Below are 16,600 nucleotides of genomic sequence, written 5' to 3'. Positions count from 1 at the left end.
TCTTGAAAATTTACCCGTCTAGTAATTGGAAGGATGAGGAGAATGTTTGAAGTAGATATTGGGTACACCCTATCCACAATACACCTTTAAGCGGTGTGCGTTCTACACAAAGGTAATGACTCTATCCCACAGTTATGTCATTTAAGAGAGGTAGCATTGGTGTTGGAATCATTATGAAGATGCTGTAACAGACATAGGAAATGTGTGGAATTCACTAAGTAATAATAGATAATTCAAATTCATAGGAGCGTGGAACAGTATGGCTTCGTTAATTTAGATAAAAGGAGAATCGGAAAATATGGCAATTTTATCAACAGGACCTATAGAAAATAATCTTGTCAGTGGTGTTCGGCCTACTCAACGAGTCACGGTAAAAATTGATAATCGAGATGCTGTCAATCCTTCGACGTTACTCATCCAAGGATACTATCTAAACGGGACAAGAACTTTATATGTACTTGAATTAATAGTAGTAAATCCTAATGAAGTGATTACAAAGGATTATTATGCTAATTTCAATGGATTTGAGTTTGTATTTACAACAGGAAGTGCAGTAGAAGATGAAACTCAAATTTCAGTCTGGGGGAAAGATTCAACAGGTCAGCTAGTCACGGCTCATCGTATTGTATCTTCAGAATTATTAGGAGAGGAAGTAGGTATTACAGGAGTAACAGGAGCGACTGGGGTTAAAGGTGCAACTGGAGTTACCGGAGCAACTGGAGTTACCGGAGCAACTGGAGTTACCGGAGCAACTGGAGTTACCGGAGCAACTGGAGTTACCGGTGCGACTGGGGTTACCGGAGCGACTGGGGTTACCGGAGCGACTGGGGTTACCGGAGCAACTGGAGTTATCGGAGTGACTGGAGTAACGGGAGCGACTGGAGTTACCGGAGCAACTGGGGTTACGGGAGTGACTGGGGTTACCGGAGCAACGGGAGTTATCGGAGCGACTGGAGTTACCGGAGCAACTGGAGTTACGGGAGCAACTGGGGTTACAGGTGCGACTGGGGTTACCGGAGCGACTGGGGTTACCGGAGCAACTGGAGTTATCGGAGTAACGGGAGCGACTGGGGTTACCGGAGCGACTGGGGTTACCGGAGCAACTGGAGTTATCGGAGTAACGGGAGCGACTGGAGTTACCGGAGCAACTGGAGTTACGGGAGCAACTGGGGTTACCGGAGCAACTGGAGTTATCGGAGCAACTGGAGTTACCGGAGCGACTGGGGTTACCGGTGCAACTGGAGTTATCGGAGTGACGGGAGTAACGGGAGCAACTGGGGTTAAAGGTGCAACTGGAGTTACCGGAGCAACTGGAGTTATCGGAGCGACTGGAGTTACCGGAGCAACTGGAGTAACGGGAGCAACTGGGGTTACAGGTGCGACTGGGGTTACCGGAGCAACTGGAGTTATCGGAGTAACGGGAGCAACTGGAGTTACGGGAGCAACTGGGATTACCGGAGCAACTGGGGTTACCGGAGCAACTGGAGTAACGGGAGCGACTGGGGTTACCGGAGCAACTGGGGTTACAGGTGCGACTGGGGTTACGGGAGCGACTGGGGTTACGGGAGCAACTGGAGTTACGGGAGCAACTGGGGTTACGGGAGCAACTGGGGTTACCGGAGCGACTGGGGTTACTGGGGTTACTGGGGTTACTGGTGTAACTGGGGTTACTGGTGTAACTGGGGTTACAGGGGCGACTGGAGTAACGGGAGCGACTGGAGTTACAGGAGCAACTGGAGTTACCGGAGCAACTGGAGTAACGGGAGCAACTGGGGTTACAGGTGCGACTGGGGTTACCGGAGCAACTGGAGTTATCGGAGTGACGGGAGTAACGGGAGCAACTGGAGTTACGGGAGCAACTGGAGTTACGGGAGCAACTGGGATTACCGGTGCAACAGGAGTAACGGGAGCGACTGGAGTTACCGGAGCAACTGGGGTTACCGGAGCAACTGGAGTAACGGGAGCGACTGGGGTTACCGGAGCAACTGGGGTTACAGGTGCGACTGGGGTTACGGGAGCGACTGGGGTTACGGGAGCAACTGGAGTTACGGGAGCAACTGGAGTAACGGGAGCGACTGGGGTTACCGGAGCAACTGGGGTTACAGGTGCGACTGGGGTTACGGGAGCGACTGGGGTTACGGGAGCAACTGGAGTTACGGGAGCAACTGGGGTTACGGGAGCAACTGGGGTTACCGGAGCGACTGGGGTTACCGGAGCAACTGGGGTTACCGGAGCAACTGGGGTTACGGGTGCGACTGGGGTTACCGGAGCAACTGGAGTTACGGGAGCAACTGGAGTTACGGGAGCAACTGGAGTTATCGGAGCAACTGGGATTACGGGAGCAACTGGGGTTACAGGTGCGTCTGGGGTTACCGGAGCAACTGGAGTTATCGGAGTGACGGGAGCAACTGGGGTTACGGGAGTGACTGGGGTTACGGGAGCAACTGGAGTTACGGGAGCAACTGGAGTTACGGGAGCAACTGGAGTTATCGGAGTGACGGGAATAACGGGAGCGACTGGAGTAACGGGAGCAACTGGGGTTACGGGAGTGACTGGGGTTACCGGAGCAACGGGAGTTACCGGAGCGACTGGAGTAACGGGAGCGACTGGGGTTACCGGAGCAACTGGAGTTACCGGAGCAACTGGGATTACGGGAGCGACTGGGGTTACCGGTGCGACTGGAGTAACGGGAGCAACTGGGGTTACCGGAGCGACTGGGGTTACGGGAGCAACTGGAGTTACGGGAGCAACTGGGGTTACAGGTGCGACTGGGGTTATCGGAGCAACTGGAGTTAGCGGAGCGACTGGAGTAACGGGAGCAACTGGGGTTACCGGTGCGACTGGGGTTACCGGTGCGACTGGGGTTACCGGAGCAACTGGAGTTACCGGAGCAACTGGAGTTATCGGAGTGACGGGAGTAACGGGAGCGACTGGAGTTACCGGAGCAACTGGAGTAACGGGAGCGACTGGAGTTACCGGTGCGACTGGAGTAACGGGAGCGACTGGGGTTACAGGGGTAACTGGAGAAACAGGAGCAACTGGGGTTACTGGGGTTACAGGGGCGACTGGAGTAACGGGAGCGACCGGGGTTACAGGAGCAACTGGGGTTACGGGAGCGACTGGTGTTACGGGAGCGACTGGTGTTACGGGAGCGACTGGTGTTACAGGAGCGACTGGTGTTACAGGAGCAACTGGAGTAACGGGAGCAACTGGAGTAACGGGAGCGACTGGAGTTACCGGAGCGACTGGGGAGACTGGAGCAACTGGTGTTACAGGAGCAACTGGGGTTACGGGAGCAACTGGAGTAACTGGAGCGACTGGGGTTACAGGGGCGACTGGGGTTACCGGAGCAACTGGAGAAACAGGAGCAACTGGGATTGCTGGAGCAACAGGGGTTATAGGTGCGACTGGTGTTACAGGGGTAACTGGAGAAACCGGAGCAACTGGGGTTACTGGGGCAACTGGGGTTACCGGAGCAACTGGAGAAACAGGGGCAACTGGGGTTACTGGTGTAACTGGGGTTACCGGTGCGACTGGAGTAGCGGGAGCGACCGGGGTTACAGGAGCAACTGGGGTTACGGGAGCGACTGGTGTTACAGGAGCAACTGGAGTAACGGGAGCAACTGGGGTTACTGGGGTTACTGGAGCGACTGGTGTTACAGGTGAAACTGGAGTTACAGGAGTAACTGGGGTTACGGGAGCAACTGGGGTTACGGGAGCGACTGGGGTTACAGGTGAAACTGGAGTTACCGGAGTAACTGGGGTTACGGGAGCAACTGGGGTTACTGGTGTAACTGGGGTTACAGGTGCAACTGGGGTTACAGGTGCAACTGGGGTTACGGGAGCAACTGGAGTAACGGGAGTAACGGGAGCGACTGGGGTTACAGGGGCAACTGGGGTTACCGGAGCAACTGGAGTAACGGGAGCGACTGGTGTTACAGGAGCAACTGGAGTAACGGGAGCAACTGGTGTTACGGGAGCGACTGGAGTTACCGGAGCGACTGGGGAGACTGGAGCAACTGGGGTTACGGGAGCAACTGGGGTTACGGGAGCAACTGGTGTTACGGGAGCAACTGGTGTTACGGGAGCAACTGGTGTTACGGGAGCAACTGGGGTTACTGGAGCGACTGGGGTTACAGGTGAAACTGGAGTTACCGGAGTAACTGGGGTTACGGGAGCAACTGGGGTTACTGGTGTAACTGGGGTTACAGGAGCAACTGGGGTTACAGGTGCAACTGGGGTTACGGGAGCAACTGGGGTTACTGGAGCGACTGGGGTTACAGGTGAAGCTGGAGTTACCGGAGTAACTGGGGTTACGGGAGCAACTGGGGTTACTGGTGTAACTGGGGTTACAGGGGCGACTGGAGTTACAGGAGCAACTGGGGTTACGGGAGCGACTGGAGTTACAGGAGCAACTGGTACTATTGATCCTACTGTAACCATAGTGGGAGTAGGACCCAATGTTAGCTCTCAATTTAGCGAGTTAAGAACAAATGAAAAAACACCGATCATTGAATTAACTTCGGTATATGGTTTATCTAACCTAAGAGACATTGTTTCCACATTGGGCGGTGCTACAGTTGGAAGTAATAATACGGAGTTTCAATTAACTACGACAGCAGCTGGAGGAGATATTGCCATCCTGCAAAGCTCGGAGAGAGGAAGGTATGAATCAGGTTTTGCTGGAGAAGCAGGAATAGGTATCCGTTTACCGCTTGCACCAACAGGAACCCAAGTGGTGAGATGGGGTGTTTTTGACGATCAAAATGGCTTATTCTTTGGCCAGAGTGTAGCGAATGGAATATTTGTAGCTATCAGAAGAGCAAATGTTGACACTATTATTCCTCAAACAGCTTGGAATGTAGATAAATTAGATGGAACAGGGCCAAGTGGGGCGACGCTTAGTTTATCTAAAGGTAATATATTTCAAATCGTTTTTACTTGGTATGGGTATGGAGTAATCGAATTTAGAGTAGTCATCCCTGATCCTGCGACTTTAGCACAAGAAGTGATTACCGTTCATCGATTCTCACCGAATGGGCAAACCAGTCTTGCTGATCCTAATCTTCCTCTTCGTGCAGAAATCGTTAATAGTGGCACGGCATCTGGACTCAATTTATTTGTTGGAGGAAGACAATATAGCATTTTGGGCAAATATAGTCCAGTTTTCAGGGTTACATCTGAAAGAAGAACAGTAACTGCAACAGGAACTCTGACACCAATTTTGTCCTTCCAAAGAAAGTCAGTCTTTCCGGCAGGTTCAGGTAGAGTGAATTCAGTTAGTGTAAAACTAGAAGGTATCGACCTTGTAACCTCAGATGATATTTACTATCAAATTATACTAGGTGGAACGATTAATGGAGCATTTGCAACCTTTCCAACTGCGACGACTAATATCCCATCCTCGGAGACAGCTCTTCAAGTTAATAGTACTCTAACGACAATTTCGGGTGGTCAAGTACTATTACAAGGCTTAGCAGCTGGAGTTAACGGAAGTGCTAGAATTTTAGCTTCTGCTTCATTATTGGATTTCCAATTGCCAGATACTGAATTTGTCTCTCTAGCGGTAGCCAATTTAAGTGGCGGTACTAATCCTGTTACTGCAACCTTTAGCCTTACAGAAGAATGGTAAAAAAATAACATTATAGGGAGAAGAATATATGTTTTTTCTCCCACTTTCTGCAAAGGAGGAAATATCGTGTCAGATATTATTATCTCGAATATTGGCCCGAATGTCAGTTCGCAATTTGATGAGCTAAGAGTATCGCAAAAAACCCCAATTGTGGAGTTAACTTCTGTATACGGTCTATCGAGTTTAAGAGATGCTGTTACGACTACTGGGGGCGGGACGGTTACAAATAATGCAACTGAATATAATTTAAGTAATACCGCTAGTGGAATAGATTCGGCCATTTTAGAAAGTGTATTAAGAGGTAGATATGAACCAGGCTTCGCAGGGGAAGCAGGAATAGGTGTCCGTATACCTACTTTGCCCACAGGCAATCAGGTTGGACGCTGGGGGTTATTTGACAGTCAGAACGGAGCCTTTTTTGGAGTCAATAGTGCAAATGTGTTTGTGGCAATACGCAGAGGAGGAACCGATACAACATTTCCTCAAAGCTCATGGAACGTAGATCGATTAGACGGAACAGGAGCAAGCGGAGCAACACTTAATTTATCTAAAGGGAATATATTTCAAATCGTGTTTACTTGGTATGGGTATGGAGTGATCGAATTTAGAGTGGTCATCCCTGATCCTACGACTTCAGCGCAAGAGGTTATTACCGTTCATCGATTCTCCCCAACAGGTCAAACTAGTTTTATTGATCCAAATCTTCCTTTAAGAGCACAAATCGATAATAATGGAACCGCTACTGCCTATAGCCTTTTTGTCGGAGGAAGACAATATAGTATTATAGGAAAATATGATCCTACCTTTAGAGTTACTTCAGAAAGAAGGAGAATTACAAATGTTACATCAACTCTAACTCCTGTCATTTCATTTACAAGAAAAGTGGTTTTCCCAACTGGTTCAGCTAGAACGAATTCAGTTCAAGTGGATCTAGAAGAAATCAACATTATTTCATCCGTAGATCTAAGCTATCAAGTACTTGTGGGCGGAACGCTAAATGGAGCATTTGTTAATTATCCGACAGCTACCACGATCATTCCTGATAGCGAAACGGCTCTTTTGGTAAACAATACCTCCGCAACAATTACTGGGGGGCAAGTGGTGTTTCAAGGTGTTACAGGAGGTGGAGCAGGTGATTCCAGAATACTAGCTTCTTCAGAACTTTTGGATTTCACTCTTCCTGAAAATCAGGTCGTGACATTAGCTGTGGCAAATATTGGTGGGGTGGGTATAAACACAGTTGATGTGGTATTTAGAGTAACTGAGAGTTGGTAAAACCCGAAGGTCGAATTTCGACAAATGATGAAAGAGGCAGGCATTTCGACTTCTTCGATTTGCATCAGAAGAAGGTGGATTTTGCCGTCCAAGTTATTGGTTGATGCTGAATGAACCTCAAGAAAATGATATTGTGGATATTGAGCAAGATGAATATGGTACTGGATTAAAGATTAATAGCGGTTCTAGCTGTTGTTAAAATAAGAAGATAATAAAAGAAGCAGCTCATTAGAGCTGCTTCTTTTATTATCTTCTTAAAGAAACTCATTTAGGAACAATGTATCCTCAAAATCCGCTCGTGCGGTGTGCCTGACCGATCAGCTTCCATGAGTCCGCTAAGGAGGAAGGCACATAATTAACGGGGGGATTTTGACCGGGTACAACATCACGCTGATTAGTTGCCACATGCTTCTTTGGTGCATTAATAGGCAGTTGCAGGTAATTGGTGCTGATCCGATAACGTTGTGTGTCCGAATAGGATAACGTTCGGCCTTGCAGTATTTTATCATCGGAAAATCGAGGACATCAACTAAAAACTTCGGTACCGAATGCTGCCTGTTCAACCTCGGCAAAGTAGTTTTTCGGATTTTTGTTCAAAATCATTATACCCACCGGTAGCTTCGGGAATAAGTCGATGTCCCAGAGCTTTGTATCGTCAAGCGGGTTGAAATCGAGCTCAAGATGCTCATCATCACTTATCCACTGCACTGCAAGCACTCACTCAGGATAATCGCCGCGCTCAATCGCTTCATATAAATTTTGTATTGCATGATTGAAGTTTTTTTCCTGCAGTTTCTCTGCTTCATTCTGTGTCAGGTTGCGAGGGGGAAAACAGAAATGTGATCATATGCGTAGCCTTTAGGAGAATTAGCTACGAAATCGAAAAAACGTTCCATGCTTTGTACGTTGGTCATCGGATCGGGCTTAAAGGCATGCACCATATCAGGAAATTTGGTGGCATCATGGACAAAAAAATATTTTCAAGTATTTCCTACCAAATCACAGTTTCCGTCCTCCGTATACAATTTCGTGGCGAACCCTCGCGGATCACGAAGCGTATCGGTGAATGACCGCCTAGGATAACACTAAAGAATCTCACGAAAACGGGCGTCTGTTTGCCTGCTTCCTGAAATAACTTTGCGCGCTCTACTTCGCAATCGATTCGTTACCGAGCTTGCCATAATCTTCGAAATAGCCATGGCATCGGCTCCTCTACTATGACCAACGTTCGCCGATCAAAGTGGGAATTTTTCTCCATGAAATGATAGTTTTCTAGTGTTGATGGACCGCGATTACCAACCTTTCTAATATTCTAATTGGGATTCATTGCTTTGAATCCTTGGTTTACCAAATCTAGATCCGGTATGTGACAAAGGGATATTCATTATACGAAGATTCAGTTTTAATCTATTAATAAAATTTTAATAGTGTATTCAACCTTAGTTTTAACAGCACTTGATGATTGTAATGATATAAATGTGCTAATGTTTTGAGCTTTTGTTATTACTACGTCCACACCTCTAACTATTTTTTTGAATATTGGTATACAGAGGTGATTATTTTTTAATAAATAATAGTTTTGTCGTCAAGATTTTACGTTCGATAAACTAATGGAAGGGGGAATGAATTGAATGGCGATCTTATCTACAGGGCCCATTGATAATAATGCTGTAGGCGGTGTTCGACCTACACAGCAGGTGACAGTTAAAATTGTCAATCGCGATGCTATCAATATCTCCAATATTTTAATACTAGGATACTATTTAAATGGAATCAGAACGTTATATGTAAGTGAGCTTTTCAATGTTAGTCCTAATGAAGTGGTAACAAAAAATTACTTTGCTAATTTTGATGCTTATGAGTTCGTTTTTACAACTGGAAACCTTGCCGCAGTTGAGACGGAAGTTTCTGTCTGGGGGAAAGATGCCGCTGGCCATCTGATAGATGCTCATCGTGTTGTAGCGTCGGAAGAGTTAGGAGCAGAGTAGGAAGTTATGGAGAGATGGAGAGTGCAATCTATAACGTTCAGTATTTTAGCTGATTGAAGGGTGGCTCATAAATATCAAAATAGTATTTCAAAATCATAAAAGTGTGAATTTTTATATTTCATAATTTTAAAAAAGGAGAATCAGATATATGGCAATTTTATCCACAGGACCCATAGAAAATAGTCCCGTTGGCGGTGTTAGACCTACTCAACGCGTAACGGTAAGGATTGATAATCGAAATTCAGCTAATTCCTCAACGGTATTAATCCAAGGCTACTCTCTAAACGGGACAAGAACCTTATATATTCTTGAATTAATTACTGTAAATCCGAATCAAGTCATTACGAAGGATTATTTTGCTAATTTCAATGCATTTGAGTTTGTTTTTACAACAGGAGGTGCAGCAGAAGAGGAGACTCAAATTTCAGTCTGGGGAAAAAATTCAGCAGGTCAACTAGTGACGGCTCATCGTATTGTATCTTCAGAATTGTTAGGAGAGGAAGCAGGCATTACAGGAGCTACAGGAGCAACTGGTGTAACTGGGTCAACTGGCGTAACCGGATCAACAGGAGTAACAGGGGCAACAGGAGTAACTGGAGCAACAGGAGTAACTGGAACAACAGGAGCAACGGGTGTAACTGGAGCAACGGGTGTAACTGGAGCAACAGGAGTAACAGGAGCAACAGGAGTAACTGGAGCAACAGGAGTAACAGGAGCAACAGGAGTAACAGGAGCAACTGGCGTGACTGGAGTAACTGGAGTAACAGGAGCAACTGGAGTAACTGGGGCAACTGGCGTAACCGGAGCAACTGGTGTAACTGGAGCAACTGGAGTAACTGGAACAACAGGAGTAACTGGGGCAACAGGAGTAACTGGAGCAACAGGCGTAACGGGTGCAACTGGTGTTACCGGAGCAACTGGAGCAACAGGTATAACAGGAGCAACAGGAGCAACTGGTGTAACAGGAGCAACGGGAGCAACAGGCGTAACTGGTGAAACCGGAGCAGCAGGCGTAACCGGAGCAACAGGCGTAACTGGAGCAACGGGAGCAACCGGGGTAACTGGAACAACGGGTGAAACCGGGGCAACAGGTGAAACCGGAGCAACAGGTGAAACTGGAGCAACCGGCGTAACTGGTGAAACCGGCGTAACAGGAGCAACTGGCGTGACTGGCGTGACTGGCGTAACTGGCGTAACTGGCGTAACTGGCGTAACTGGCGTAACTGGCGTAACTGGTGTAACAGGTGTAACTGGTGAAACAGGAGCAACAGGTGAAACGGGAGCAACAGGCGTAACTGGTGAAACAGGAGCAACAGGTGAAACCGGAGCAACAGGCGTAACTGGTGAAACCGGAGCAACAGGAGCAACAGGAGCAACAGGTGAAACTGGAGCAACAGGAGCAACAGGCGTAACCGGAGCAACAGGTGAAACAGGAGCAACCGGAGCAACAGGTGAAACCGGAGTAACTGGTGTAACAGGGGCAACGGGCGAAACCGGAGCAACAGGCGTAACAGGAGCAACAGGTGAAACTGGAGCAACAGGCGTAACTGGTGAAACCGGAGCAACAGGAGCAACCGGAGCAACAGGTGAAACTGGAGCAACAGGAGCAACAGGCGTAACCGGAGCAACAGGTGAAACAGGAGCAACCGGAGCAACAGGTGAAACCGGAGTAACTGGTGTAACAGGGGCAACGGGCGAAACCGGAGCAACAGGCGTAACAGGAGTAACGGGTGAAACAGGAGCAACCGGAGCAACAGGTGAAACCGGAGTAACTGGTGTAACAGGGGCAACGGGCGAAACCGGAGCAACAGGCGTAACAGGAGTAACGGGTGAAACTGGAGCAACAGGCGTAACAGGAGCAACAGGCGTAACTGGAGCAACTGGTGAAACTGGAGCAACAGGCGTAACCGGAGCAACAGGTGAAACTGGAGCAACAGGAGCAACGGGTGAAACTGGAGTAACTGGTGAAACTGGTGAAACTGGAGCAACAGGCGTAACAGGAGCAACGGGTGAAACTGGTGTAACTGGTGAAACTGGTGTAACTGGTGTAACCGGGGTAACAGGAGTAACTGGTGAAACCGGCGTAACAGGAGCAACAGGTGAAACTGGAGCAACCGGAGCAACCGGAGCAACGGGTGAAACCGGAGCAACCGGAGTAACGGGTGAAACTGGAGCAACAGGCGTAACAGGCGAAACCGGAGCAACAGGAGTAACTGGTGAAACCGGAGCAACAGGCGTAACAGGAGCAACAGGTGAAACCGGAGTAACAGGAGCAACGGGTGCAACCGGAGCAACAGGTGAAACAGGCGTAACAGGAGCAACAGGCGTAACAGGTGAAACTGGAGCAACAGGCGTAACTGGTGAAACCGGAGCAACAGGCGTAACCGGAGCAACAGGTGAAACTGGAGCAACTGGAGCAACAGGAGTAACTGGTGAAACAGGAGCAACAGGAGCAACAGGAGTAACAGGAGCAACAGGTGAAACCGGAGTAACAGGAGCAACGGGTGCAACAGGTGAAACCGGAGCAACAGGCGTAACAGGAGCAACAGGAGTAACTGGTGAAACAGGAGCAACAGGCGTAACCGGAGCAACCGGAGCAACAGGTGAAACTGGGGCAACAGGTGAAACTGGCGTAACTGGAGCAACAGGTGAAACTGGAGCAACAGGCGTAACCGGAGCAACAGGCGTAACAGGTGAAACCGGAGCAACAGGCGTAACCGGAACAACAGGTGAAACTGGAGCAACAGGCGTAACAGGAGCAACAGGTGAAACTGGAGCAACAGGTGAAACCGGGGCAACAGGGGCAACGGGTGGAACTGGAGCAACCGGAGCAACGGGTGAAACTGGAGCAACCGGAGCAACCGGAGCAACTGGCGTAACCGGCGTGGGAGCAATCATTCCATATGCTTCAGGGCTTCCTACGACACTGACTACTGTGCTAGGTGGATTGTTGAATACTTCAAGTCTTGTAGGATTCGGTAATGACGCTACGGGTATAACTATTACGGGTGGTACAATCAATCTTACAGGTGCTCCTGGAACACTTTTAAACTTTGCATTCTCTGCTCCACGTGCTGGCGCTATTACTTCAATAGCAGCTTATTTCAGTACTACAGTAGCACTATCCTTGATAGGATCAACAGTAACCATTACTGCACAATTATTTAGTTCAACTACACCTAATAATACCTTTACAGCAATACCAGGTGCCGTGGTAACATTAGCGCCGCCATTTACAGGAATACTTGGACTAGGGACCATTAGTAATGGCATAACCACTGGATTGAATATAGCAGTCACTCCACAAACACGTCTGTTATTAGTCTTCTCTGTGACTGTTACAGCAGGACTGGACGTTGCAACTACTATTTCAGGTTATGCAAGTGCTGGACTTACTATCGTTTAATCAAGGTTAGGTTTAAGTGATAACAGAAAAACAAGCAGAGCTTATAATAAGCCTCCTGCTTGTTTTTTACTCTACATAATCTTTAAGGTAGGTATACTTGTTATCTATACAAGTCGAGATGGAATATGCCCTTTATGTAGGACACAGAAAATATATTTATGTTGACAATGACATAAAATTTGTGATTTATTATGTAGACTGATTGTTATAAAAAAGAGGAGGTGAGGAATTGAAGGATAGACATAATTCGCGAGATACGATACTGCGGACGGCGATGAAGCTATTTTTCACACAAGGGTATCATGCTACGGGTTTAAATCAGATTATTAATGAAAGTCATTCACCTAAGGGTTCTTTGTATTATTATTTTCCTAATGGCAAAGAGGAACTGGCCCTTGAATGTATAGAGAGTAGTAATCAAATTGTTATTAAAAAGTTGAAGACGAGCTTTGCCAATGCCAAAGATGTAACAGAAGCTATGCAGCGCTTCATTCAAGAAATGGCTACATATGCTGAGGAGAGCCAATTCACGAATTTTATGCCGTTTAGTTTTTGGGTGGCGGTAGAAACGTCATGTATCAGTAATAAATTAAGAGAGGCTTGCCAAGGTGTCTTTATGGATTGGCAGACTATTATTTCTGATCAATTAAGAGTCGAAGGAATGGAATCTACTAAAGCTTTAGAAATCGCTATGGTGTTGGTATCTTTACTGGAAGGAGCACTGATTCTAGCTCTCACCAAACAAAGTAGTGAACCCCTGCTTACAGCGGTTAGATTTATTCCATTTTTAGTGAAGCAGTGTCCAGCTTTATATGTAGGTACAAATAATATATAGAGAATTATTCAGGAGGATGGGAAATTGGAAGCAACAATGCATACTACAAATGTTCAAAGTCATCATAATGAGGAGAAAAAATTCAATGTTTTACCGATTATGATATCGTTATTGATCGCCGGATTTATTGGAATGTTCAGTGAGACAGCCCTAAATGTGGCGCTCACAGATCTGATGAGACTTCTTGATATTGGACCTTCTACAGTTCAATGGTTAACAACAGGTTATTTACTAACACTAGGAATTCTAGTTCCAATTACCGGATTTCTTTTGCAGTGGTTTACAACAAGACAATTATTTATCGCATCGCTTAGTTTTTCTATATTAGGGACGCTTGTTGCCGCTGTGGCTCCGAACTTTGAATTTCTCCTATTAGCACGTGTTATTCAGGCAATAGGAACGGGTTTGTTACTTCCGTTGATGTTCAACACGATATTACTTATTTTTCCAGTTGAAAAGCGTGGTGCTGCCATGGGGATTATTGGATTGGTCATTATGTTTGCCCCAGCCATAGGTCCTACAATATCCGGATTACTCCTTGCGAACTTGAGCTGGCACTGGATCTTCTGGTTGTCACTTCCGTTCTTAGTTATTGCACTAATCTTCGGTATTATGTTTATGCAGAATGTATCTACCATAACAAAGCCGAAATTTGACGTGTTATCCATTCTACTCTCTACTCTTGGTTTTGGGGGAATTGTATTCGGCTTCAGTAGTGCTGGTGAAGATGGAGGTTGGGGGACCCAACGAGTGATAATATCTTTAATTATTGGGATTGTTGCTCTTGTATTATTTGCCCTACGTCAACTATCCATGAAACAGCCTATGATGAACTTGCGGGTATTTAAATATCCTATGTTTGTTATTGGATTACTGATGGTATTTATTAGTATGATGGTTATTTTATCCTCGATGTTGATTCTACCTATGTATTTACAAAAAGGTCTTGAAATGTCCGCATTAACAGCTGGATTGATGCTTCTCCCAGGAGGTCTTATTAACGGGTTGTTATCTCCAGTCATGGGACGATTATTTGATAAGTATGGTCCGAAATGGCTTGTTATTCCAGGGCTTGCTATCATCATCGTTACACTTTGGTTCTTCTCGGGTATTTCAACGGCTTCGACCATTGCGGTAATCATTGTACTTCATTCATGTCTGATGATTGGTATTGCCATGATTTTTATGCCGGCACAGACGAATGGGTTAAACCAGCTACCGCGCGAGCTGTATCCTGATGGTACAGCGATTATGAATACCTTACAGCAAGTGGCTGGGGCCATAGGTACAGCAGTTGCTGTAAGTATTATGTCTGCGGGTACTGTCAAGTATATGAAGACGGTTACTGATATTTCAGACCCAACGAATGATGTCAATGCCTTAACTATGGGTGTTCAGAATGCATTTATATTTGCCTTAATTGTAGCCATTGTTGGCTTTATTATTTCTTTATTTATTAAAAGAGTGACGGTAAAGCAATTCTAAAAAGACCACTTATAAGTTCATTATATTACATTGAAAAGAAGTACCGAGAGCATGCAACAGGTTCTCGGTACTTCTTTTTTTGGTTTGAAACGATTCAGTCCAAGTCGAAAGAGCTTTTTTGGGGTAATGAAGAAAATAAGGATTTACTAAAATAATGAGTTTGACAACCTGTATATACATGATAGAATATACTTGTATATACAGGTTGCGTTGAAAGCGTGAACATTATAAATAAGTAACAGTACTGGAGGAGATGTCGTTGAAGGAAATGGTTGAACAAGATTGGTGGCAGAAGTCCACCGTGTATCAGGTATATCCCAAGAGTTTCAAAGATACAAATGGTAGTGGCACAGGTGATATCAAAGGTCTCACGATGAAATTGGACTATCTACATGATCTAGGGATTAATATCGTATGGCTTCAACCGGTGTATATATCCCCGCAGAATGATAACGGTTACGACGTAGCAGATTACTGCCGCATTAATCCTGAATTTGGAACGATGGAGGATTTCGATGAGCTTATGAATGAACTTGATAAGCGCGGTATGGTATTAATGTTGGATATTGTCGTAAATCATTCCTCTACAGAGCATGCATGGTTCAAGCAAGCAAGACAATCAAAGGTTAGTCCTTATCGTGATTACTATATTTGGAAAGATCCTGCAGCAGATGGTGGAGTACCGAACAACTGGCAGTCTAAGTTTGGAGGTTCCGCTTGGCAATATGATGAATTAACTGGACAGTATTTCCTAACCCTATTTGATAAAACACAAGCCGATTTGAACTGGGAGAATGAACAGGTTCGTAAAGAAGTGGTAGATCTTTTAAGGTTCTGGGCTGAAAAAGGGGTTAAGGGATTTCGGATGGATGTCATTAATCTGATCTCTAAGGATCAAAGTTTCCCTGAGGATGATGGTAGTGTATCTCCAGGGGATGGTCGCCGCTTCTATACAGACGGTCCAAGAGTACATGAATTTATTCGGGAAATGTATGACCAAGTATTTGGTCCATATCATCTAGTAACGGTAGGAGAGATGTCTTCTACAACACTTGCTCATTGTGTTCGCTACTCCAACCCTGAGGAGAACGAACTCTCTATGACTTTTAACTTCCATCATTTGAAGGTCGATTACTTGAATGGACAGAAGTGGGAATTGATGCCTTACGATTTCGAAGAATTAAAGAGATTGCTATCCGAGTGGCAGATCGGCATGAATAAAGGTGGAGGATGGAATGCACTTTTTTTCAACAATCATGATCAGCCTAGAGCACTTTCTAGATTCACTAACGATACTATATTCCGATCTGAAAGTGCCAAATTGCTAGCTACGACATTACATGGATTACAAGGAACGCCATACGTATATCAGGGTGAAGAGATCGGTATGCCCAATCCTGTATGGAATGATATCAATGAGCTACGTGACATTGAATCCAAGAATATGTATCGAATTTTGCAAGAGCAAGGGAAGAAACCGGATGAGGCACTGGACATCATACGTGAGCGTTCTCGGGATAATTCTCGGACTCCCATGCAGTGGGACACCACGGTTAACGCAGGCTTTACCAGTGGAACGCCTTGGATTAAGGTAGATGAGCGGTATCCAGAAATTAATGTGCAATCCCAACTAGAAGATATTGATTCAATATATAATCACTACAAGAAACTTATTGCACTGCGCAAAGAGTTGCCAATATTCACGGAGGGTATGTACGAGAGATTGGATGAGTGTCATCCACAAGTCTATGCGTATGCAAGAATCAACGAACAGGAGACACTCATCGTAATGTCCAATTTCAGCGACCAAGATGTGTCCTTCTCTATCCCTGATGAATTCTGGAATGAACGTATGGATTCCAAAGTCTCTGAACTCTTGATTGGTAATACGATGCATACACCGGAACTAGCACAAGATACCCCTTTATCACCGTACGCTTCTTATATGTGGATTATAAGGTAATTAAAAATAATATCGT

General features: G+C 46.0%; 7 protein-coding genes and 2 pseudogenes. 7 read left to right on the top strand and 2 right to left on the bottom strand.

The window, feature by feature from the left end; genetic code table 11:
• Positions 1–298 precede the first annotated feature (298 nt).
• Positions 299–5,632 carry a beta strand repeat-containing protein gene (locus UB51_RS29450; RefSeq protein ID WP_082063127.1) on the top strand — a complete coding sequence of 1,778 codons (5,334 nt, stop codon included), beginning with the start codon at positions 299–301 and terminating at the stop codon, positions 5,630–5,632.
• 66 nt (positions 5,633–5,698) lie between these two features.
• On the top strand, positions 5,699–6,907 hold the full coding sequence (locus tag UB51_RS11825) for a hypothetical protein (RefSeq protein WP_044877457.1): 1,209 nt from the start codon (positions 5,699–5,701) through the stop codon (positions 6,905–6,907).
• Between the two features lie 285 nt (positions 6,908–7,192).
• Here the strand turns inward: UB51_RS11825 and UB51_RS29745 are convergent.
• A pseudogene (locus UB51_RS29745) lies at positions 7,193–7,672 on the bottom strand (catalase).
• Between the two features lie 47 nt (positions 7,673–7,719).
• Positions 7,720–7,932 (bottom strand): annotated as a pseudogene (locus UB51_RS29740) (catalase).
• Between the two features lie 606 nt (positions 7,933–8,538).
• Here UB51_RS29740 and UB51_RS11815 point away from each other — a divergent pair.
• The 5 genes from UB51_RS11815 (at position 8,539) to treC (ending at position 16,584) form a co-directional block, all read left to right on the top strand.
• On the top strand, positions 8,539–8,895 hold the full coding sequence (locus UB51_RS11815) for a hypothetical protein (RefSeq protein ID WP_044877456.1): 357 nt from the start codon (positions 8,539–8,541) through the stop codon (positions 8,893–8,895).
• 148 nt (positions 8,896–9,043) lie between these two features.
• Positions 9,044–12,301, top strand: a complete 3,258-nt coding sequence (locus UB51_RS29445; protein ID WP_082063126.1) for a hypothetical protein — start codon at positions 9,044–9,046, stop codon at positions 12,299–12,301.
• Positions 12,302–12,530: 229 nt separating this feature from the next.
• Positions 12,531–13,136, top strand: a complete 606-nt coding sequence (locus UB51_RS11795) for a TetR/AcrR family transcriptional regulator (protein ID WP_234405616.1) — start codon at positions 12,531–12,533, stop codon at positions 13,134–13,136.
• A 36-nt stretch (positions 13,137–13,172) separates the two neighbouring features.
• The gene (locus tag UB51_RS11790) at positions 13,173–14,621 is read left to right on the top strand and encodes a DHA2 family efflux MFS transporter permease subunit (RefSeq protein WP_044880087.1); all 1,449 of its coding nucleotides are present in this window, start codon (positions 13,173–13,175) and stop codon (positions 14,619–14,621) included.
• A 268-nt stretch (positions 14,622–14,889) separates the two neighbouring features.
• Positions 14,890–16,584: an alpha,alpha-phosphotrehalase gene (treC, locus tag UB51_RS11785; protein WP_044880086.1), complete on the top strand. Its 1,695-nt coding sequence runs from the start codon at positions 14,890–14,892 to the stop codon at positions 16,582–16,584.
• Positions 16,585–16,600: the final 16 nt, after the last annotated feature.

This window comes from Paenibacillus sp. IHBB 10380 (assembly GCF_000949425.1).
Taxonomy (GTDB): domain Bacteria; phylum Bacillota; class Bacilli; order Paenibacillales; family Paenibacillaceae; genus Paenibacillus_AQ.
The sequence above is the reverse complement of the archived record's forward strand: the minus strand, read 5'-3'. Positions and strand labels throughout refer to the sequence as shown.

Excerpts from the sequence above, each read along its gene's own strand:
- UB51_RS29445 (WP_082063126.1), top strand. The coding sequence starts at position 9,044 with ATGGCAATTTTATCCACAGGACCCATAGAAAATAGTCCCGTTGGCGGT.
- UB51_RS11815 (WP_044877456.1), top strand. The coding sequence starts at position 8,539 with ATGGCGATCTTATCTACAGGGCCCATTGATAATAATGCTGTAGGCGGT.
- UB51_RS11790 (WP_044880087.1), top strand. The coding sequence starts at position 13,173 with ATGCATACTACAAATGTTCAAAGTCATCATAATGAGGAGAAAAAATTC.
- treC (WP_044880086.1), top strand. The coding sequence starts at position 14,890 with ATGGTTGAACAAGATTGGTGGCAGAAGTCCACCGTGTATCAGGTATAT.
- UB51_RS29450 (WP_082063127.1), top strand. The coding sequence starts at position 299 with ATGGCAATTTTATCAACAGGACCTATAGAAAATAATCTTGTCAGTGGT.